This is a genomic window from Bifidobacterium sp. ESL0728, assembly GCF_029392015.1.
Lineage (GTDB): Bacteria > Actinomycetota > Actinomycetes > Actinomycetales > Bifidobacteriaceae > Bifidobacterium.
In genome coordinates this window covers 1,539,917-1,560,586 of sequence record NZ_CP113925.1, presented here as the reverse complement: position 1 = coordinate 1,560,586, position 20,670 = coordinate 1,539,917, and the positions used below count along the sequence as shown (strand labels likewise).

Here is a 20,670-nt window from a genome sequence, read left to right as displayed (position 1 = left end):
AGTTGCGTCGGGTCGGTGGACGCTAGTCGCTTTCGCGATTGGTGTTTGCAGCTACTACTTGAAGATTCGGATACGACGATATTTGTCTGCCGGTTTCACCCAGGCCGGTTTCGGTGCCGAAGAGGTCGATTTGTGCGGTCATTCCGGCGTTGACGGTATGCCAGTCATGGGCGGTGCCTTTGACGACTACCGTGGTCACGGACATTCCGGCTTTCATGGCCTCTGTGGATATGGCCTTCTGGTTTTTCTGCGACTTGGGGTCGAGCTGTCCGGCTGCGGAGAACCATGTCTGCTTGGAAGGGGCATGGCTGCGGATGATGTTGATGGGGACGTGCTTGTCGAATTCCTTTTCATCACCGTTGAAGAAGCGTTTCACTGTCGATTTATGCGAGCCGTCAGTAGGCTCGATTTCGCCGCCCGCACTGTAGATGTGCCCATAGATATTGGGATGTGCCGCGCCCAGTTGCGTGGCGCATGTGCCGCCTTGCGAATAGCCGCCGATAAGCCACTTGTCGGCTGAGGTCTCAACGGGCAAGGTCTTTTTTATCCAAGTGGTCACGTCGCGGGTCAGGTAGGTTTCGGCGTTGCCGAAAACCGGGGTATCGGAGCAGAGCGAATTGTGCGTGATGGTTCCGTTCTGGTCGGGGGAGACGGCGATGGGGGCCAGACCGTAATGTTTGGCGGCGTAGCTGTCCAGTTTATCGCCGAGTACTCCTGCACTGAAGAAACGGTCCGGGGTGCCCGGCTGGCCGGCCATCACGACCATGACCGGCAGTTTCGGCGGATTCTTGGTCAAAGCGGCCGGCGGAAGATAGACGTTCGCTGTGCGAGCCTTGAAATTGGACGTGGTGGCGGGAATGTCGACCGAGCGGACGATGCCTTTCTTCGGCATATCTGCTGGCAGCTTGCCCTCTTTACCGAGCTTCTTCCATTCGTCTACGGTATTGGCGGCTGTTGCGGAGGCCTTGTGCACGTTCTTTGCTTCCAACGCAGAGAATTGGTTACGGCCGAAAAGCGAGCCGACCGTAGCATATTCGCCGTAGATGATATCGACGCGAAGCGCGAATGTAGCGAGGGTCAGAATGGCTGTGATGATGGCGAGGACCTTGCGCAACGTTCCCGAATCGAAGCACATGGCCACCAGCACCGAAATAAAGCCGATGCCGAAAGCGATATTGAATTCGATGACCCGTCCGAGGCTGACCCCGAAGACCAGGAAGACGTCCGAAAGCAGCCAAACGACGACATAGCCGACGACAGTGCCGATGAAACCCCAACCGAACTGTTTGAGCAGGGAATCGAACCAACCGTCTTTTGATTTAAGCACAATCACGGCGATGAAGCCGAGTAGCGTAAGTGTTTTTAAAGTGGTTGGCAGCCATCCTTCAAGCAGGTTGATATTGTAAAACCAATCCATCGTTTCCCCTCGCCGTATCAAGCGCAATATTACTAAATGATGATTCTAGACGCACAAGTGCAATCGCGTCCATCAGTCAGAAGAATGATTCCGTTTTCGACGCAATTGTCTGCCGTCGATATAATAGCCTTTCGCTATGATTATGACCGTAGAAAATGAGGATATGGGAAGAACGCACGGTTTTCATACAGAATAACGTGATAAAAGGTTTATAACATTGACATTCGTCGTGTAAGCAGAAAATGACAATACACGGTACCCGAAATTTGAGGACTAAGGAACGTAACGGTATGGATGAGGTCGAAAAACACGACTTTAGTGAGGGAAAACCTCGGGATGCAGTTGGGCAACTGGGCTCCGGGAATACGCAAAAGCCCCAGGATGCGGCTAGGGAAAAGGGAAGCAAGGCGGATTCCGGCCAGCGGCGTATGCATGTTCGTGGCTGGGTTTATACCTTGCTGTTCTTCGTGTTCGACATCATCATGGCCCTCATCTTGCAGCAAGGTGTCTCCCAAAGCGATACCCGTGTGAAACTTGCCAGCCCGCTTACCGGCGTGTGGGGCATGATTTCCAAGATGTGGGAGCAGCGCAATTTCGTCTTTGTGCTGAATCTGCTCCTGCTGGGGCTCATTTACCTCGCGGTGATCATGGTGTTCAACCGGTTCTGGATCGCCACTCCCGTGATGTTTGTCTTGATAATTCTCATTGCGATTGTGGAGCATTTCAAGGTCAGTGTTCGCTATGAGACAATTCTGCCTTCGGACTTAAGCTTCGTCTCCAACGGCGACGCCGGGTCGTTGATGAGTTTCATTCCGTCCGGTTCCGGCGGGCTGATTGCCGGCGTTGTGATTGCGATGGTTTTGGTCATTGTCTTGTTTGTGGTGCTGAACCATTTCGACGTACGCCACGGCAAGGTGTTCGGCTTTGAAAACCAGCAAGTTGACAGTGCCGTTGGCGGTGAACGCGGCGAAAATGCCGATCAATCGGGTAAAAGCGGGAACAAGTCTGGTAATGAGGTAAACGACAGTAATACAAAAAGCGACAATAAGGTCAAAAGCAAAAGCCTTGGTGCTGCGTTGCGTATCCTATTTATCGTCGTGCCCCTGCTTCTGGTGACCGGCTTCAGCTATCAGGTCGGGCAGATCAATACCTTCACTAACTCTTTTGCCAAGACGATGGGTTATATTCCCTCGATGTGGGATTCCGTCTATGACGCGCAGCGCAACGGCCCGCTGGTTTCGTTCCTGGGCCAAGCCCACCCGAAGGTGATGGATCAGCCGAGCGACTACAGCGAGGCGACGATGAAACAGGTTGCCAAGCGATACTCCGCCGAAGCCGCCAAGATCAACAAGACCCGCAGCGCCAAGATAGACGACGGCAGCGTGGTCTTCATCCTTTCAGAATCATATTCCGATCCATCTCGCGTGCCTGGGCTCAAGATTAACCATGATCCGATTCCCAATACCCGCGAAATCAAGCAGCACACGACCGGCGGCTATATGCTTTCCTCCGGTTACGGCGGTGGCACCGCGAACCTCGAATACATGAGCCTTACCGGTATGTCGATGGCCAATTTCGATCCGTCGCTCACCAGCCCGTACCAGCAGCTTATTCCCGGCGAGAAATGGACGCCGACGGTTAACCAGCTGTGGGGGAGCAAGGAGCATTCCGTGGCCTTCCATCCTTACGAGCCGTCGATGTACCTGCGCGCCAACAACTACAAGAAGTTCGGATTCTCGCACTTCTACTCGCTGGAACCGCCCGAGGTGATCGCGCATCGGCAGAAGATCGATTCCTCGCCGTATGTTTCCGACGCCTCGGCCTACCAGAGCGTCTATGAATCGATGAAGAAGAACCCGCAGAACGAATTCGTCCAGCTCGCCACGATGCAGAACCACATGCCGTATCACAATTGGTATAAGGGCAATGACTTCAAGGCCGAGTCCACGGATCCATCGCAGCCGCTCGGCGCCGATGAGAACGAGTCGATCAACACCTACGCCAAGGGGGCGAACATCACCGATAAGGCCACTGCCAAGTTCTTGGAACAGATGGATTCGCTCAATAAGCCCGTCACCGTCGTCTTCTACGGCGACCACCTGCCGGGCATTTACAAGACTGCTTCGGCCGACCAGAAGAATTCTCTCGCGCTGCACACCACCGACTACTTCATCTGGTCCAACAAGGCCAGTGGACGGCAGGGCTACAAGAGCCCGGACGGTGAATACTCCTCGCCGAACTTCTTCATGGCACAGGCCGCCGAGCAGACCAATTCGAAGGTCACGCCGTTCCTTGCCTTCCTGACCCAGCTGCATCGCAATGTCTCCGCGATGGAGCCGCCTGTAGTCAACCAGATCCAGGGATGGTCGCGCATCCCTGAAGGCCAGCCGATCTATCTGGACCCCAAGGGACAGCCGATGGCCGCTAGCGATTTCGACAAGGAGACCAAGCAGCTAATGCACGACTACAAGCTCATCCAATATGATGTCACCGCCGGCAAAGGATATCTCAAGGACGCCGGGTTCATGGGCTAGGTTGTCAGTCTCCGTCATCAAAAAGGTCGGTCGACACCAATCATAAATGGCTATTTTCTGCTGTTTCTGATTCGGTATCGACCGATTTTCTGTTTTTAGGAGTTGTTTCCGGCGTTGGTGAAGTGCTGTAAAGTGATGAGACAGACTGTCGATTGATGTCGGTTCGTTTTTTCAAGGAGGAGAAGCGATGGCGCAACAGAACGTGGGAATTCTTGACAATGACGAACTAACGGTGATGATGCTTTCACATTTTCTTGAAAGTGCCGGACTGAAGATTGCATGGTGCGCGACCACGGGGAAGACTGCAATTGAGCGGTGTTGCTCGGAGCGTGAAGCGCCTGATTTGTTGCTTGCGGATATGTCGTTGAACGACATGACCGGGGTGGAAGTCATTGGAAAGCTGCGGGCTGAGGGCAATTTCGTACCGGCGCTCGCGTTGACCTCGTTTCCGTTGGAACGTTACGCGGGGCTAGTCGCCGATGCCGGAGGGCAGGGCATCGTGGCGAAACGAAGTTTGAAAGGGATAGCGCAGGCCGTGCTCTCGGTGCTTGCGGGCGGAATATGGAACAAAGATGCTGAAGAAGTAACCTTTCCAACGATTGCTCAATGCCGTCGTAGAGATTGGAACTCGCAAGCGTCCTTGAAGCAATTATCACAATCCGATAAAAGCGTGTCGCTTACTCCTCGTGAACAGACCATGATGGGCCTGTTCTCCAACGGCCTCACCAGTGGTGAAACGGCTGAACGCATGGGTATTAGCGTCAATACCGTCAAGACCTTGGCTTCGAGAGTATACGTCAAGCTGGGTGCCGCGAACCGCAGCGAGGCCGTCTCGATTTGGCTGAAGCAGTGAATTTCGAAAACGGAATGCACCCGTTTGGGTGACAACAGGATTGTTCGATAGCAGAAAATGACAAGATAAGAAACACGGCAAGACCGCTTGGAACCGAGAATTTTTACTTGAGAGTGCGCACAGCGGTTTTGTCGGTTATTGCAAAGGATTCTGGATGACTGTGAAGCGAGGAAACGATGGAAACGAAACAAACGGATGAGACAACGTTGGTAGACGAATTAGAACCGTTGCACGGCGAATTCACCAGCCAACGACGTTTTTTGGTGGTGGTTTCGCCGCTCTGCGTAGTGTATGCGGTTTCGGCGCTGCTGTATCGACATTCCCGTTCCCTGATTGCGATGTGGTGCAACGTTGCTGCTCTGCTGTTGCTTATTGTTGTCTTGGTATGGTTCATGTTCCGCAAGCCGGCCAAGAACGGTTCACGAGAATCCGGAACTTCGCTTCGTGCGCCGCGATGGATCAACTGGCTCCTGCGCCTGGCCGGCAGCGATGTGTGGTTCTTTGGCATGACCGTCGTGCTGCCGCTCGTATTGATTGTCGTTTCTGTACTGGCCGATCAGCTGCATGTAGGGGGTACGTGGCTATGGTGGGTTGATTCGGTGCTGGGTGCCGTTTACCTGATGTATCTGTTGGCACTGATATTCGCCGCAGGTTATCGTGCGATTGCCGTGTTGTTGACTGCGAACCAGCGCGAATTGCAGCACGTCCAACGTGAAGCTACCATCTTGCGGCGGCAGAATGAATTGGCCAGCAAGACGCACGACACCGTCGCAAACGGGCTTTCCGACATTGCGATGTTGGCCGAGCAATTCTGCGATGAAGATGGCGGTGCCGATGATTCTGGCATTAATAGGGTTGCCGATAATGAAATAAACAATGGCGAAAGCGCAGAGAGATCGATTAAAGGTTTCGGGAAAATTAGGCAGGGCGGAAGCAACTCTGGTGAGTTGGTTTTGCCCTTTTCAGGCAGTAGGGCCAATGCTAGCGCAAGTGACGCTGATGATGCCGAGGAAAAGGCTTGGCGGCTGGTGCACGATGTCGCCTTGCATTCATTGGATAATCTTCACGCTGTCATTGATTTGCTCGGAGTTCCTGAAAACGGAAAATCTGAAACGGAGACCGCTGCATCTTCGGCGGATGAAAAGGTAAAAGAAGCCCGAGCAAAGGTAGCTGAATCTTCCGAGATGACAGAAATGAGAGAAAACAAAACAACAAAAAATGGTGCTCATCTAGGAATAGCAGTGTCATTTGCCGATGAGCTAGGCCAAATAATTGATCGTTCCGAAGCATCGTTGCAACAGCAAGGATTCAGTGGTCATACCGAAGCGAAAAACCTTACTGCGTTGCCATTAAGAAGTTCTGAAAATGCGGAACAATACGACGAATTACTGAGCCTAATCGGCGAAATCTACGCAAACATCGCTTATCACGCCGACAAATCCCAGCTGTGGAAAATGAACATTACCTATCGTGATGGCACAATCGCGATCAAACAAAGCAATGCCATCGCGTCATCTTCCGACCAATCCACCCGCAAGCGCATCCCCTCAGGTCGAGGTCTTCACCTTCACCTGCAGACCATCCAAGAACTGGGTGGCTCGATGGAAACGCAAGTAGATGGTACATCGTGGAAGCTGCAAGTGCACTTGCCAATTGCTCAGTATTGATGTACGTATGATTTGTGCATGACCGTTGTCGTCAAAACGACAATGTTGGAGTCGCTACTCATCGTGATTCAATGATCTGATTCCAGATGAAACCTCTAAAGGGCAGAGAGCTTTACGTCATGCGCCTCCGCGTCCTTTTCGACCAAACTACGGAGATATTCGCTCATATTGGAAAGCTTTTCTCTTTTTGTGGCTTCTTTAGCGTATTCTTTCATCGTTGCGGGAAAAGACAGATGAATCTGAACCGATTGTTTTCTTCCGCGTAACTGTTCTTCAAGCGTTGGCCGTCCCATAACGGTTTTGACTAGCTCTTGTTTGTCGGTATTGGGGTCGGCCAAAGCTGCACCGAATTGCTTAGCATCTTCGCCGGAGCCGTCGGCCAAAGGAGCGTTTTCCAAATCGTTCTGCGGATGAGCCAGATATCCTTTGTATTCTTCAAATGTAGCCATGTTTTCTCCTTACAGGTTTAAACCAATTTATTGAATAGGTTGTAGTTTTTTTTATTGCAATGCTCTGAGCTTTTCTCCTGCCTCCGGATCGTGAGCCCTCCAATATCGTTCCCAAATCTGCGTCAGCTGTTCGACATGGAATACTGTCGTATGGTTCCCGTCCAGATATAGCAGAATTTCAGCAATACCACGTCCGAGCGAATCCGGCGGCATCCGGCATGTCAAAAATATGACAGGCAAAGGCCTATTAACCTTCGGTGTCGATGGGTCTTTTGGATCCAGAAATGCATAATAGATCATCTCTTTCGCTATCATCTCCATGACGATTGAGTCGTTGAGTGACAATTCATCATAATGGTGCCGTCCTGATTCTTCGAATCGTATTGGATTTTCAGTTTTCATAATGAGTGTACATCCTTTTATGTACATACTTTTAGAGTTGATTTAATTGGCTTTTAACGTATATTTGGTACATTCTCCCATCTCTTGTAATCCATTTGATGGCTTTACGGTAACACTGATTGGAACAAATGCTGGTATCGAAAGACGGGAATATGCAAAAATTCAAGATTTCTTGATATCAGAGATTATTGATATGTGTTGTATTCGAATGTACTGAGTAGCATAAATCGAAGAAGTCAAAGTATTGAATGGGATAATGGTGTGCAAAGGGGCAAAAGATGACAGAGATGTCAGATGAGGCGGGACAGCAGGGAAAGTTCACATGGGTTCAGGTTTATGAAGCTATTGCCACCAAGCTTTTGGACTATCGTGACAATCACGGTGTGCTGGTGGATATCGCTGAGCAGGTTTTGGGAGAGCGGTTTGACGACATGGATCCGTTCACGTTCTTTTCGATGTTCAACGGCAAGTTGCAGCGAGAAGATAAGCGTATCGAAGCCATTAAAATAATTCTCGCTCGTTTTGATTTGAATATGCCCTTGCCCGAGGATTTTGACGGAATTCCGGTGACGAGTCCACAACATTGGAAATTCGCGGATGGCAAAAGCGATATCGTAGATCAAAACTGGGAAATGTTCGAGGCGGCCTTACGCTGTGTCGATATTGATAAAGATGATGACGTAGAAGATGATCAGGATACTGCAGATCTTCAGGATTTTATCGCTGCGTTCGATCGCATGCTTGCGCATGATAATGTCAGCGTCTCAAAGCTGACTACGGGTCTGTTTTGGATGAGGCCCGAAGAATATCTTCCGATTGATAATGACCTTGAAAAGTATCTGAGGGTTGAATTGCAGATTGAATTGGTTCAATCCGTGGATGGCGAGGGCTACCTTGAGTTTTTGGGTGAACTCGGCGACTTGACTTCCAAAACGCCTTATCGTCTGTCGCTAGAAGCCCAGCAATCTGATTATTGGTATCCTCCACGAAGTAAGCGTAATACTGGCATTGGCGCGGAGAAATGGAAACAGCTTCTTAGCGATTCGACGATTACCACCACCAATAACCTTATTGCTCTGAAATGTTTGGCGGAAAACCCGCAGGGAATGACTTGCGCTGAGCTGGGCGACCGATATGGCAGAGGGATGCACTTCTATTTGAGCAACATTCCGACTTTAGGAGAGAAAGTCGCCAAGAAAGTCGGTCTGGTGTCTATCCATCAGCCAAGCAATTCGTATGAATATTGGACGGTGATATGTCTAGGTCGAGATGTGGCGAAATATCGACACGGCGTCTATGAATGGACATTGCGTCCGGAAGTGGTGGAAGCTCTTAATGACATGGACCTTTCATCATATCCAACTTATTCCGACAAACAGGAGGCCATGAAAATGGACGATTCGGATACTGTGAGACCAGCGAACTATTGGTGGCTGGTGGCCAGTCCGAAACAATGGCGTATCTCAACGCTGAAAGTTGGAGAAGAACAGAATTACACCGTCAATAATGAGGCCGGACATCCCAGAAGAATTGCCAAAAACTTCAGGGATGCGAAGAAGGGCGACCTTATTGTCGGTTACGAGGCCAGTCCGACGAAAAAGGCGCTCGCGTTGCTTGAAGTGAGTCGTGAACCTGACGAGAAATTGTTGTACTTTAAAAAAGTCAAGGATTTTGAAGAACCGGTTGCTTTTGAAGACATCAGTTCCAATCCGGATTTGAGCGGTATGCAGTTCCTGCAGAACATGAACGGAAGCCTCTTTGCGCTCAGCAAGGACGAATTCGACACCATTATGGAGATGGCGAACGAATCAGAGTCTTCGCCGATAAGTCAAGTCGAGGCCGAGCCGTACACCGACGACGATCTCCTGGGTGATGTCTTCCTGTCCTCTTCTAATTTGGATGAGCTGAAGGAACTGCTTCATCGTAAGAAAAACGTCATTTTGCAAGGGGCTCCCGGCACTGGCAAGACGTTCACCGCCAAACGGCTTGCGTGGGACATATTGGGGCATAAAGATAATGGGCATATCGAGTTCGTCCAATTCCATCAGAATACAAGCTACGACGAATTCGTCTATGGTTATCGGCCGACCGAGGATGGTCAGGGATTTGAAAAAGTGCCGGGTGTTTTCGTTCAGTTTGTGCGTAAGGCGATTGCCCATCCCGACCAACCCTATTTCTTCATTATCGATGAAATCAATCGTGCCAATATTTCCAAGGTTTTCGGCGAACTGTTGATGACGATCGAGGCGGACCATCGTGGCACTGACGAGAGCGTGACCCTCACGGTCTCACAGGAGCCTTTTTATGTGCCAGAAAACCTGTATATTATCGGCATGATGAACACGGCCGACCGAGGCCTGGCACTTATTGACTATGCGTTGAGGCGGCGGTTTGCGTTCTTTACGATGAAACCCGCACTTGATAATGAGAGATTCAAGAAACAGCTAGCGAAACGTAACGACTCCCGGTTGTCGGCAGTAGTGGAAGCGGTTAGGAGTCTCAACCGAGATATCGCCAAAGACGATGCTTTGGGTGAAGGTTTCTGTATTGGCCATAGCTATTTCTGCGTGAACGACAACAAGATGGATGATGATGATACGACTTCAAACGTCGCTGAGTCAATCGTGAAGTATGAGCTCATTCCTCTGATTCAAGAATATTGGTTTGACGACACCGATAAAGTCGAAAAGGAGTGTAACACACTTCTGAAGTGTGTGGAATAACCATGCGTGCGGAGGATCATGTCGTCATCAAAAACATCTATTACATGATGACTTATGCCTTTAAAGCCTTGAAATTCAAGCAATATTCCAAATTGCAGACCGAGGATTTCGAGACTATTGACGATTTGATGGCGGCGATTCTTGCCATCGGATTGTCTACACAGCGTAAACGTGGTTTTGAACGTGAATATCAGCCAAGGTGCGAGTGGTTGCATGACATCCGTGGACGAATCGATATGGCCGACACCGCACGGTTGAAGATGGGCGGAAGCAACGAGATCTCATGCGTTTACGACGATTTGTCTGCCGACACCTATAAGAACCGCATACTCAAAACCACGGCGAGGCTGCTGATTGACAAACCGGGTGTAGATACTGCGAGAAGGCATGATTTGAAACGGTGTCTCATCGGTATGGGCGACGTGCAATTCGCTGATGTGCGTCGAGTGGATTGGGCGAGATTGAGGTTTGATCGCAACAATGCCAGTTATCAGTTGCTTATGAATGTGTGCCGTATGGTGCTTGAGCGTCAATTGCTGACTCAATCTCAGGGAACACGAAAAATGTCTGAGTACGACTCCCAGCGTCAGCTGAGTAACTTATATGAGAAGTTCGTACTCAAGTACTATCAGCAGCGTTTTGCCGGAGAACAGGGAATGACGATAAGAGCAAAGGAGATCAATCGTAGGATCGAGTCGGATGAACCTACGTTTTTGCCAACGTTACAGACTGATGTCACCCTTCATCAAGGTGACAAGACGCTCATCATCGACACCAAATGTTACGGACAGATTCTACAGGCACACTTTAACGGGAAGATTTATCGGCCCAAACACATCAATCAGATCCAAAGTTATGTGTTGCATGAGGCTTACGGCAACGATGACGAAGTTAGCGGCATGCTGCTTTATGCGCTGACTGATAATGACAACGAACATGACGAGACATGGCGAGAGTTGGGTCATCGTTTTTCGGTGCGTACGCTTGATCTCGGTCAGAATTTTCGTGATATTACGGCGGAGCTTAATGACATTGTTGAACGGTGGATGAGGTAAACCTTCCTCGGCCCGATTCTGGAGCGGGAGCCGAATGATTGAACCATCGGATATGCAGTTTCGGCAAAAGACAAAAATCCGGTTTATAGTTCAAATCCTGATAAAAGGCTGTTCATATTTTTGATCAGGGTTTTGGGCTTTTTAGAAAGAGGCAAACAAAAAAAGATTGTTGCTTTCTACGCTTACTGATTTTTTGTTTTAGGAGTATCCGGAACGACGGCTTCCAACGCTTTGGCGCCGATGTCGTGGCGGTAGAAGAAACCGCTGGTGTCTAGGGCATCGAGAGTGTCGTAGATCTTGGATTGTGCGGCCTGAAGCGTGGGGGCGACGGTTTCGTAGACCAAAACGCGGCCGGAGGAGGAGACCAAACCGTTTGAGGCGGCCAAGTCGGCGGGATTCTGGTTTTCGGGATGCTTCGGCTTTTTCACACCGGCGTAATAAATATGGGAATCAGAGTCGGTGGGAATGGCGGGAACCAAAGTGCCTTTCTTTGGCTTGCCGGGGTAACCGTCGGCGGCAAGCACCACACCTAATGCTGTGGTATCCGTGCGCCAAGTGAACGTTGGTTGTTCATTGTTCAAGATTGCGTTGATGCCTTCGCCAAGGTCGCTCGTGAGCAGTGGAAGCACGGCTTCAGTTTCCGGATCGCCGAAACGGGCGTTGAATTCGATGACTTTGGGGCCGTCGTCGGTGGCGATGAGACCGGCGTACAGAATACCGGTGAATGGCGTCCCTTCGTCGGCCAATGCTTCGACGGTGGGGCGGACGATGGTATTGATGGCCTGTTCAACGGTGTCATCGCTGATTTGCGGGACTGGGCTGTAGGCTCCCATACCGCCGGTGTTCGGGCCTTTGTCTCCGTCGTAGGCGCGTTTGTGGTCCTGCGAAATGGGCATGGGCCAGAATTCGGAGCCGTTGACGAAGCTCATCAGCGAGAATTCCTGGCCTTCGAGGAAGTCCTCGATGACGACCTTGAGGTCGTCGTTGCCGAAACGGCGTTCGATGAAGATGTCTTCAAGAGCACCTAGGGCAGTCTGTGTATCGAGTGCCACGGTCACGCCCTTGCCGGCAGCCAGACCATCGGCCTTGATGACGATGGGTGCACCGTGCTCCACAACGTACGCCGCGGCCGGTTCGTAGTCGGTGAAGGTGCGGTAGGCGGCGGTTGGAATGGCGTGGCGGGCCATGAGTTGTTTCGCGAAATCCTTGGAACCTTCGACTTGAGCGGCGGCGCGGGTGGGGCCGAACGCCTTGAGCCCGACTTCGCGGAAATCGTCGATGATGCCGTGCATGAGCGGCACTTCGGGGCCGACCAGCGCCCAGTCGTAGTCGCTTGATTGCATGAATTCAATCAGGGCCGCGTGGTTCGATGGGTCGATGTGGGTGGTGCGAATTCCGTCGAGCTCCATGCCGGGGTTGCCTGGGGCGACGGTGACTTCGTCTATGCTCGCGCCTTCGAGCAGTGTCGCGGCGATGACGTGCTCGCGCGCACCCGATCCGATGACCAGAACCTTCATGCCCATTTTGTGTCCTTTCCTTGAACTTCCGCCGGTGGAAGTGTTTTGCTTATTTCGTCTTGATTGGTTTGTTGGAAGATTTTCTGATACCAGTGCCAAGTATAGATGAACGGTTCCAGACGTTAATCACGCAATGTGACGGAAATCGTTTGTTTTTATGTCCGAGTAAACGGTTTCCGGCATCATTTTTGACCCGTGCCGAAAACCGCTCGCTGACAGATGCCGAACGAACGGTTTCATAGCTAGGCGGCGAACAGGACCCGTCCGTTGCCGTTGTCTTGAACAACTGAGCCGATGATATGTCCGGTTTCGCCGACGGTCTCAAGTGTTTCAAGTGTTTGTTTCGCATTCGCCGGATCTACGGCCAAAACCATGCCGATGCCCATGTTGAAGACGTTGAACATCTCCTGGTGGTCGATGCTTCCGGCGCGTTCGATGATGTCGAAAATCGGCGGGACGCTCCACGTGCCGACCTTGATCGAGGCGGCAAGACCCGCAGGAATCATTCGGGGAATATTTTCGATGAAACCGCCGCCGGTGATGTGCGCGACGCCTTTGACGAGTCCCGCAGCGAACAACGGTTTGAGCGCCTTGACGTAGATTTTCGTCGGGGTCAAGAGGACGTCGCCCAACGTTGCGTCGCCGAGTTCGTCCAGTTTCGTGTCGACGGTATAACCGGCTTCGTTAAAGAGCGCCTCGCGTACCAGCGAGAATCCGTTGGAATGGACTCCGGAGGATTCCAAGCCGATCAGCGCATCGCCTTCGCGGATGCCAGAGCCATCCACAATGGCGGATTTTTCGGCGACTCCGACGGCAAAGCCTGCCAAGTCGTATTCGTCTTCGTCGTACATTCCTGGCATCTCCGCCGTCTCACCGCCGATGAGCGCCGACTCGGCCTGAACGCAACCGTCGGCCACGCCGGAAACGACCTGCTCCAGAAGTGCCGGGTCGTTCTTGCCGCAGGCGATGTAATCAAGGAAGAACAGCGGCTGCGCACCTTGGGCGGCGATGTCGTTGACGCACATGGCCACGCAGTCGATGCCGATGGTGTCATGTTTGTTGGCCATGTTCGCGACCATGAGCTTCGTGCCCACGCCGTCAGTGCCGGAAACCAGCATCGGCTCCTTGTATCCGAGGCTTGCCAAGTCAAAAAGCCCGCCGAACCCACCGATTCCGCCGACCACGCCGGGCCGGTTGGTCCGCGCGACGTGCGATTTGATACGGCGGACGACCTCGTAGCCGGCCTCGACGCTGACTCCTGCTTGTTCGTATGCTTGAGGCATGCTATGCCCTCCTTGTGATGCTGGCGTGTTCTGTATTACTTATACTGCTAGGGTTGCGCTTGAATGATTCAGTATTGCTGTATTCGTTGTCCACATATTGGCTTTCGTACTTGGCGAAATGCGGCAGGCGCTCGCGTTCCTCTGGCTTCAGCGATGCCAGGAATTCGTCTTCGTAATCGTCCAGAGCGGTGGGGTAGTCGCCATTGAAATAGGCGACGCAAAGGCCGCCGTAAGGGGCGTCGGCGTTGAGGCCGATTGACTCGATGAGTCCGTCCAAACTCAAGAATTGCAGAGAATCCGCGCCGATGTACTTGCGGATTCCCTCGACACTCATGCGCGCGGCGATCAATTCTCGAGTGGTGGAGATGTCGATGCCGTAGAAGCACGGGTATTTCAGCGGCGGCGAGCTGATGCGCATGTGCACTTCCGCCGCGCCCGCTTCGCGCAGAAGCTGGACGATGCGCTTGGAAGTGGTGCCGCGCACGATGGAATCGTCGATGACGATGATTCGCTTGCCTTTGACCACACCGCGCACCGCCGAAAGCTTCATCCTAACGCCTTGCTCGCGCAATTCCTGCGTCGGTTGGATGAACGTGCGGGCGATATATTGATTCTTAATAAGACCCATTTCGTTGGGTAGACCGCTGGCCTCTGCGTAACCGGAAGCTGCGGAAAGCGAGGAATTTGGCACTCCGATGACCATATCCGCGTCGACCGGCGCTTCTTTGGCGAGACGTGCACCCATGCGTTTGCGCGCGGAATGCACGTTGACGCCGTAGATATTGGAATCCGGACGGGCGAAATAGATGAATTCCATCGAGCAAATCGCCAGCTGGGTTTTGTCGGTATAGGACAGAATCTGATAACCGTCATCGTTCACGACTACGATTTCGCCAGGCCGAATGTCGCGAACCAGTTCCGCGCCTACCGTGTCCAAGGCGCAGGTCTCGCTGGCCAGCACATAAGCCCCGTTGCTCATTCGTCCTAGTGAAAGCGGACGGAAGCCGTTCGGGTCGAGTGCGCCGATCATCGCGTTTTCGGTCATCAGCAGATAGGCGAAACCACCGTGGACGATGTTCAGGGCTTCCTTGAGTTTTTCGACGAACGTCGGTTTGTTCGAGCGGCGAATCAGGTGCATCAGCACTTCGGTGTCGGAGTTCGAGTGGAAGATGGCTCCTTCGTTCTCCAATTTGGCGCGCAGAGCGATGCAATTGGTGAGGTTGCCGTTGTGGGCGAGTGCGAAATCGCCATCGTGGAAGCGGAAGATGAACGGCTGGATGTTGTCGATGCCGCCGGAACCACTGGTGGCGTATCGGACGTGACCAATCGCACGGTCACCGGTAAGCCGTTCGATTTCGTGCTCGTCGTGGAATACCTCGGTCAGCAAACCGAGCCCGCGATGGCCGATAAGTCTGCCGTGGTCGTTGGAGACCATGCCGGCCCCCTCCTGCCCGCGGTGCTGCAGCGCGTGCAGGCCGAAGTAGGTCAGTCGCGCGGCATCGGGATGGCCCCAGACGCCGAACAGGCCGCATTCTTCGTGGATGTTTTCCAATTCAAATGACATATCAGGCCTTCCTTTCGCCTGTCTCGTCGTTCAGATTGTTTGCGTTCATCGGTTCGTCGGCTTTTGCCGTAGCTCCGGTGAAATAGCGCACGCCTGCCTCGAAAATAGGCTGGAACTCGCGGCCCGGAACGTTCAGGTAAAGCCCGTCACCACGGCGTTCGGAATGACCCATCTTGCCGAGCACGCGGCCGTCAGGGCTGGTCAGCGCTTCGACGGCGGCCATGGAGCCGTTGGGGTTGTCGGCCAGATCCATGCTCGCGTTGCCGTTTTCGTCCACGTATTGTGCGGCGATCTGTCCGTCGTCGGCGAGTTGCCTGATTTGTTCCGACGCGGCCACGAAGCGGCCTTCGCCGTGCGAAATTGGGATGGTGTAGATATCGCCGACTTCACTACCGGCCATCCACGGTGAAAGATTACTGGAAACCCGCGTGCGCGCCAGGCGGCTTTGATGCCGGCCAATGGTGTTGAAGGTTAGCGTTGGTTGGTGCTGACTAGGTTCGACGATGTCACCGTACGGTACAAGACCGAGCTTGATCAGCGCCTGGAACCCGTTACAGATACCGAGTATCAAACCGTCGCGGTTGCCCAGCAGGTCGCGTACGGCGTCGGCCACGGCGGGGGCGCGGAAGAACGCGGTGATAAATTTTGCCGACCCGTCCGGTTCATCGCCGCCGGAGAAGCCGCCGGGAATCATGACGATTTGGCTGGCCTTGATTCCTTCCGCCAGCTGACGGGACGATTCCGCCACCGCTTCGGGGGAGAGGTTATTGACGATCAAGGTGTGCGGGTCGGCTCCTGCCGCCGCGAACGCAGCTGCGGCGTCGTACTCGCAGTTGTTGCCAGGGAATACCGGAATGAGCACGCGTGGCTTGGCTTTGAGCAGACTGCCGACGTAGAAAGCCTGCTGGCCCTTGCGGTAGCTGATGGTCTCCGTGTGCATTCCATTTTTGGAGGGAGGCCTTGAGGAAGAGCCGCCTGAAGGCATTTGGAGGCTTCCTGTTGTGATGTCTTCGCCATTGCCGTCATGGCTGCGATAGGGGAAGATCTCCTCCATCGCTGATTCCCAGACATCCTGCATCTCGCCAAGGTCGACGGTTTCGCCTGCCGCGGCGAATTCGTAGGTAGTGGTGGTCGTACCGATGACTTCGACATCGACTTGCCCATCACTTTCCGGCGCTTCGGCGCCTTCGGCCAGTTCCACGATAAAGGAACCGTACGCAGGTTCGAACAAGGCATCAAGGTTGATGTCGTTGTTCAGCCTGACACCGATTTGATTGCCCAGCGTCATCTTGAACAAGACTTCGGCAGTGGCACCATATCCCGGCGTGGAAATCGCGAGAGCTTGTTTGGTGGTGGTCAGTTGTTCAATAATCGCTATCGTTTCAAGCAAATTGTCGGGATTCGGGATAAGCCGGTAAGCATTTGCGGAATCCATATCGTTGCCCGGGATGGAAGCGTTCCTGTTCCTGCTTGCGGAGTCGTTTTCGTTCCGGCTCGCGGAATCTCGCTCATTCCAACTCTCGAAGACCTGTCCGCTCTGACATTCGGAAGTTGTGCCATATCCGTACCGTTTCGGCGCTATACGCACGATGCGATGCCCGGAACCCTTGAATTCCGGCGATACCGTACGTGCCATATCTCCGGTCGAAACGGCGAAGGAAATCAGCGTCGTTGGAACGTCCAATTCCTTGCCGTCCTGCTCGAAGCTACCGCTCATCGAGTCCTTGCCGCCGATGGCTCCGACTTTCAAATCAAGTTGTGCGCTAAGTGCGCCGAGCAATGCCGCAGCGGGCTTGCCCCAACGTTCGGGGTCTTGATGCAGCTTGCCGAAATACTCTTGGAAGCTCAAGTAGGCGTTTTCTCTGGTGAAACCGGTCGCGACGAGCTTGGACACGGATTCGACCACGGCCAGGTAGGCTCCAGCGAACTGGTTGCGTTCGGTGATATACGGGTTGAAACCCCAAGCCATGGCGCTCGCCGTATGGGTCAGTTCGCCGGGCACCGGCAGCTTGGCGACCATAGCTTGGCTTGGCGTGAGCTGTTTGCGTCCGCCGAAAGGCATGAGCACGGTGCCTGCTCCTATGGTGGAATCGAAACGTTCGGTAAGACCTTTATTGCTGGTGATGTTGATATCGCTAACGAGTGATGTCAGGCGCTCGTGAAGATCGCCGGTTTCCCAGGATTGTGGAACCGTATAATCTTCAGCAGGCAGCACATGGACATTCTGATGTTTTGCGGCACCATTAGAGGCGAGAAACTCGCGTGACAGGTCAACGATGCGCTTGCCCCGCCAATCCATGACCATGCGTGGTTCGGCGGTGACGGTGGCGATGACCGTGGCTTCAAGGTTTTCCTCGCGTGCGTAGCGCAGAAACTCGTCCACGTCTTCGGCCGCCACGTCGACAGCCATGCGTTCCTGCGATTCGGAAATCGCCAGTTCCGTGCCGTCCAGGCCCTCGTATTTCTTGGGGACTTTGTCAAGGTCTATTTTGAGACCATCGGCAATCTCGCCGGTGGCAACGGAGACTCCGCCCGCACCGAAATCATTGCAGCGTTTGATAAGCACACTGGCATCATGGCGGCGGAAGAGCCGTTGCAGCTTGCGCTCGACGGTCGCGTTGCCTTTCTGCACCTCGGCTCCCGATTCCACAAGACTTTCGGTATCCTGTGCCTTGGAAGCGCCGGTCGCTCCGCCGATGCCGTCACGTCCTGTGCGTCCTCCAAGCAGGATAATTTTGTCGCCTGGCGTCGGAGTCTCGCGGCGTACGTTGGCGGCAGGTGCCGCGCCGACGACGGCCCCGACTTCCATGCGCTTGGCGACATATCCGGGATGATAGATTTCATCGACTTGTCCAGTGGCCAACCCGATTTGGTTACCGTATGAGGAATAGCCCTGTGCTGCGGTGGTAACGAGTTTGCGTTGCGGCAGTTTGCCTTCCAACGTTTCCGTAACAGGGACGCGTGGGTCTCCGGCTCCCGTGACGCGCATGGCCTGATAGACGTAGGCACGCCCGCTCAGCGGGTCGCGGATGCAGCCACCGATGCAGGTGGCCGCCCCGCCGAACGGCTCGATTTCCGTGGGATGGTTGTGCGTCTCGTTTTTGAAAAGGAAGAGCCAGTCTTCGGCTTTGCCGTCGACGTCGACCTTGATCTTGACCGTGCAGGCGTTGATTTCCTCGGACTTGTCGAGTCCGGTCAGCTCGCCTTCGGCCTCGAGCTCCTTGGCGCCGATGGTGCCCATATCCATCAAGGTCACCGGTTTGTTGGTGCGTCCCAAATCCTGCCGGACCTTGAGATAGCGTTCGAACGCGGCCTTGACTACACTGTCGTCGATATCGACCTGTGTCAGCTCGGTGCCGAAGGTGGTGTGACGGCAGTGATCTGACCAATAGGTATCGATGACCTTGATTTCGGTGATGGTCGGTTCACGGTGTTCACCGCGGAAATAGGTTTGGCAGCACTTGGCATCGCCCAAATCCATAGCCAGCCCGCGGTCAGCAATGAAGCGCTGCAATCCGGCGTCGTCAAGCTCATTGAAACCTTCAATCACTTCGACGTCCGCCGGAACCTTGACCTCGGTTTCCAAAGTCTCACGCGTCTCAAGTCCGGTTTCATGCGCATCGACCGGATTGATGACATAACGTTTGATGTCGGCGACATCGGTAGACGAAAGGTCGCCATAGAGCGCGTAGATTTTCGCTGTGCGCACGTCGGGCCGTGTCCCTTGGCTCAGCAACTGAATGCACTGGCTGGCCGATTCCGCTCGCTGATCAAACTGACCGGGCAAATATTCCACCGCGAAAACCTGAGCTCCGCCTAAATCAGGCAGTTTCCGCGTTGCCGTATCAACCGGGGGTTCACTGAAAACCGTAGGTATGGCGGCTTCAAAAAGCTCGGAATCCAAGCCCTGGGCGTCGTAGCGGTTGATGATGCGAACACGTTCGAGCCCCTTGAGTCCGAGCACGTCCCGCAACTCGCCCACGAGATTGGCGGCCTCGACGTCAAAGCCGGGCTTCTTTTCTACATACACGCGAAAAACTGTTGAAAGCACTGATGTTCCTTAGCACTGTTGGATCAAGAAGTTGAAAATAAATAAGTCGGTAAATAGAGAATCGTGTCGGTTGCAAAGAAATGCAAAACAACCAAAAATCGCTCGCATGCCAACGTTCATGGTATGCGAGCGATTACGGTTATTCGACCTTGACGCCTCGGCGGTCGGCCAAGGCAAGCAGTCGTTTGTAGATTTCCTCGTAGGCGGGAATGATGTCGCCCAAATCTCTGCGGAAGAGGTCTTTGTCGAGATGTTCGACTTTGCCGGAACCGTCCTTCAAATCCCAGAGCCTGCAGGTGTCGGGTGTGATCTCGTCGGCCAAGACGATTTCACCGTCCTTGTTCTTACCTTCCTCGATTTTGAAATCGACCAGTTTCACGTCGATGTCGTGGAAGATCTTGGTGAGCTTTTCGCTGATATCGCGCGTCTGTCGCGAGACTTCAGCCATCTCTTCGTCGGTTGCCAGCCCAAGAGCCACGATGCCGTCAACGTTGATGAACGGATCGTGCAGATCGTCGGATTTGTAGCAGAATTCGAGGATCGGACGCTTGAGTTGAGTGCCTTCCTTGATGCCGTAACGCTTGGCGAAGGAGCCTGCAGCCGTGTTGCGCATGATGATTTCAAGCGGGAACATGGAGATTTTCTCGTTGAGCTGCTCGGTGTCGGAGACGCGGCGGATGAAATCCGTCTTGACGCCCTCAGCCTCCAAAAGCCGGAAAAGAACCGTGGTGATGCGGTTGTTGAGGCTTCCTTTTCCTTGAATCTGGGCCTTTTTCGCGCCGTCCCCGGCGGTAGCCTGATTCATATATTCGACCCAGAGTACATTCGGGTCATCCGTTGAATAGAGTTTCTTGGCCTTGCCCTTGTAGAGCATATCCAGTTTCTCCATGATTCGCCCTTCCCGTAGAGTAACGAGATTGATTGAATGAGGTGAACTTACGTCAAAAATATACCAACCGAAGCCAACAAGTTCGCCGCTCAGAGCGCACAAAAATTCGACAGTTGATATTTTATTTTCAGCGAAAGCGTTTTATCATTAACGCTATTTCCCGACGAATCCTGGCATTGTAAATTTTCTGTTACATCTCTGAATGGCGACCAAAAGACTTTCTTCGAGGAATCGTCTGAGTCGGTCGATGGGAATGAATGATCATT

General features: G+C 53.1%; 12 protein-coding genes and 2 pseudogenes. 5 read left to right on the top strand and 9 right to left on the bottom strand.

Annotated features, from left to right (window positions below; translation table 11 throughout):
- Positions 1–22: 22 nt before the first annotated feature.
- Positions 23–1,417, bottom strand: coding sequence for an alpha/beta hydrolase-fold protein (locus OZX67_RS06125; protein ID WP_277141825.1), 1,395 nt, complete (start codon positions 1,415–1,417; stop codon positions 23–25).
- A 290-nt stretch (positions 1,418–1,707) separates the two neighbouring features.
- On the opposite strand from OZX67_RS06125, the gene OZX67_RS06120 reads away from it, so the two are divergent.
- The 3 genes from OZX67_RS06120 (at position 1,708) to OZX67_RS06110 (ending at position 6,471) form a co-directional block, all read left to right on the top strand.
- Positions 1,708–3,951, top strand: a complete 2,244-nt coding sequence (locus OZX67_RS06120) for an LTA synthase family protein (protein ID WP_277141824.1) — start codon at positions 1,708–1,710, stop codon at positions 3,949–3,951.
- 187 nt (positions 3,952–4,138) lie between these two features.
- Positions 4,139–4,804 (top strand): response regulator transcription factor, encoded by a 666-nt coding sequence (locus tag OZX67_RS06115; RefSeq protein ID WP_277141823.1) that lies wholly within the window; start codon positions 4,139–4,141, stop codon positions 4,802–4,804.
- 176 nt (positions 4,805–4,980) lie between these two features.
- On the top strand, positions 4,981–6,471 hold the full coding sequence (locus OZX67_RS06110) for a hypothetical protein (RefSeq protein ID WP_277141822.1): 1,491 nt from the start codon (positions 4,981–4,983) through the stop codon (positions 6,469–6,471).
- A 95-nt stretch (positions 6,472–6,566) separates the two neighbouring features.
- Here the strand turns inward: OZX67_RS06110 and OZX67_RS06105 are convergent, their stop codons facing one another.
- Both OZX67_RS06105 and OZX67_RS06100 read right to left on the bottom strand, forming a co-directional pair.
- Positions 6,567–6,920: a toxin-antitoxin system protein gene (locus OZX67_RS06105; RefSeq protein ID WP_277141821.1), complete on the bottom strand. Its 354-nt coding sequence runs from the start codon at positions 6,918–6,920 to the stop codon at positions 6,567–6,569.
- 51 nt (positions 6,921–6,971) lie between these two features.
- On the bottom strand, positions 6,972–7,322 hold the full coding sequence (locus OZX67_RS06100) for a hypothetical protein (RefSeq protein ID WP_277141820.1): 351 nt from the start codon (positions 7,320–7,322) through the stop codon (positions 6,972–6,974).
- 278 nt (positions 7,323–7,600) lie between these two features.
- Between OZX67_RS06100 and OZX67_RS06095 the strand changes: the two genes are divergently transcribed.
- Positions 7,601–10,045: an AAA family ATPase gene (locus OZX67_RS06095; RefSeq protein WP_277141819.1), complete on the top strand. Its 2,445-nt coding sequence runs from the start codon at positions 7,601–7,603 to the stop codon at positions 10,043–10,045.
- 2 nt (positions 10,046–10,047) lie between these two features.
- Complete coding sequence (locus OZX67_RS06090) at positions 10,048–11,100, top strand: hypothetical protein (RefSeq protein ID WP_277141818.1); 1,053 nt, start codon at positions 10,048–10,050, stop codon at positions 11,098–11,100.
- A 182-nt stretch (positions 11,101–11,282) separates the two neighbouring features.
- Here the strand turns inward: OZX67_RS06090 and purD are convergent, their stop codons facing one another.
- The 6 genes and pseudogenes from purD to purC form a co-directional block, all read right to left on the bottom strand.
- Positions 11,283–12,623, bottom strand: a complete 1,341-nt coding sequence (gene purD / locus OZX67_RS06085) for a phosphoribosylamine--glycine ligase (protein WP_277141817.1) — start codon at positions 12,621–12,623, stop codon at positions 11,283–11,285.
- A gap of 236 nt (positions 12,624–12,859) precedes the next feature.
- Positions 12,860–13,900: a phosphoribosylformylglycinamidine cyclo-ligase gene (gene purM, locus OZX67_RS06080; RefSeq protein ID WP_277141816.1), complete on the bottom strand. Its 1,041-nt coding sequence runs from the start codon at positions 13,898–13,900 to the stop codon at positions 12,860–12,862.
- A 1-nt stretch (position 13,901) separates the two neighbouring features.
- Entirely contained in the window at positions 13,902–15,464 is a 1,563-nt protein-coding gene (gene purF, locus OZX67_RS06075; protein ID WP_277141815.1) for an amidophosphoribosyltransferase, read from the bottom strand.
- Positions 15,465–15,540: 76 nt separating this feature from the next.
- Positions 15,541–16,875 (bottom strand): annotated as a pseudogene (locus tag OZX67_RS09645) (phosphoribosylformylglycinamidine synthase subunit PurQ); the annotation flags it as partial.
- A gap of 159 nt (positions 16,876–17,034) precedes the next feature.
- A pseudogene (locus OZX67_RS09640) lies at positions 17,035–19,515 on the bottom strand (phosphoribosylformylglycinamidine synthase); the annotation flags it as partial.
- A 139-nt stretch (positions 19,516–19,654) separates the two neighbouring features.
- Positions 19,655–20,404 (bottom strand): phosphoribosylaminoimidazolesuccinocarboxamide synthase, encoded by a 750-nt coding sequence (gene purC, locus OZX67_RS06065; RefSeq protein ID WP_277141814.1) that lies wholly within the window; start codon positions 20,402–20,404, stop codon positions 19,655–19,657.
- Between the last annotated feature and the right edge of the window lie 266 nt (positions 20,405–20,670).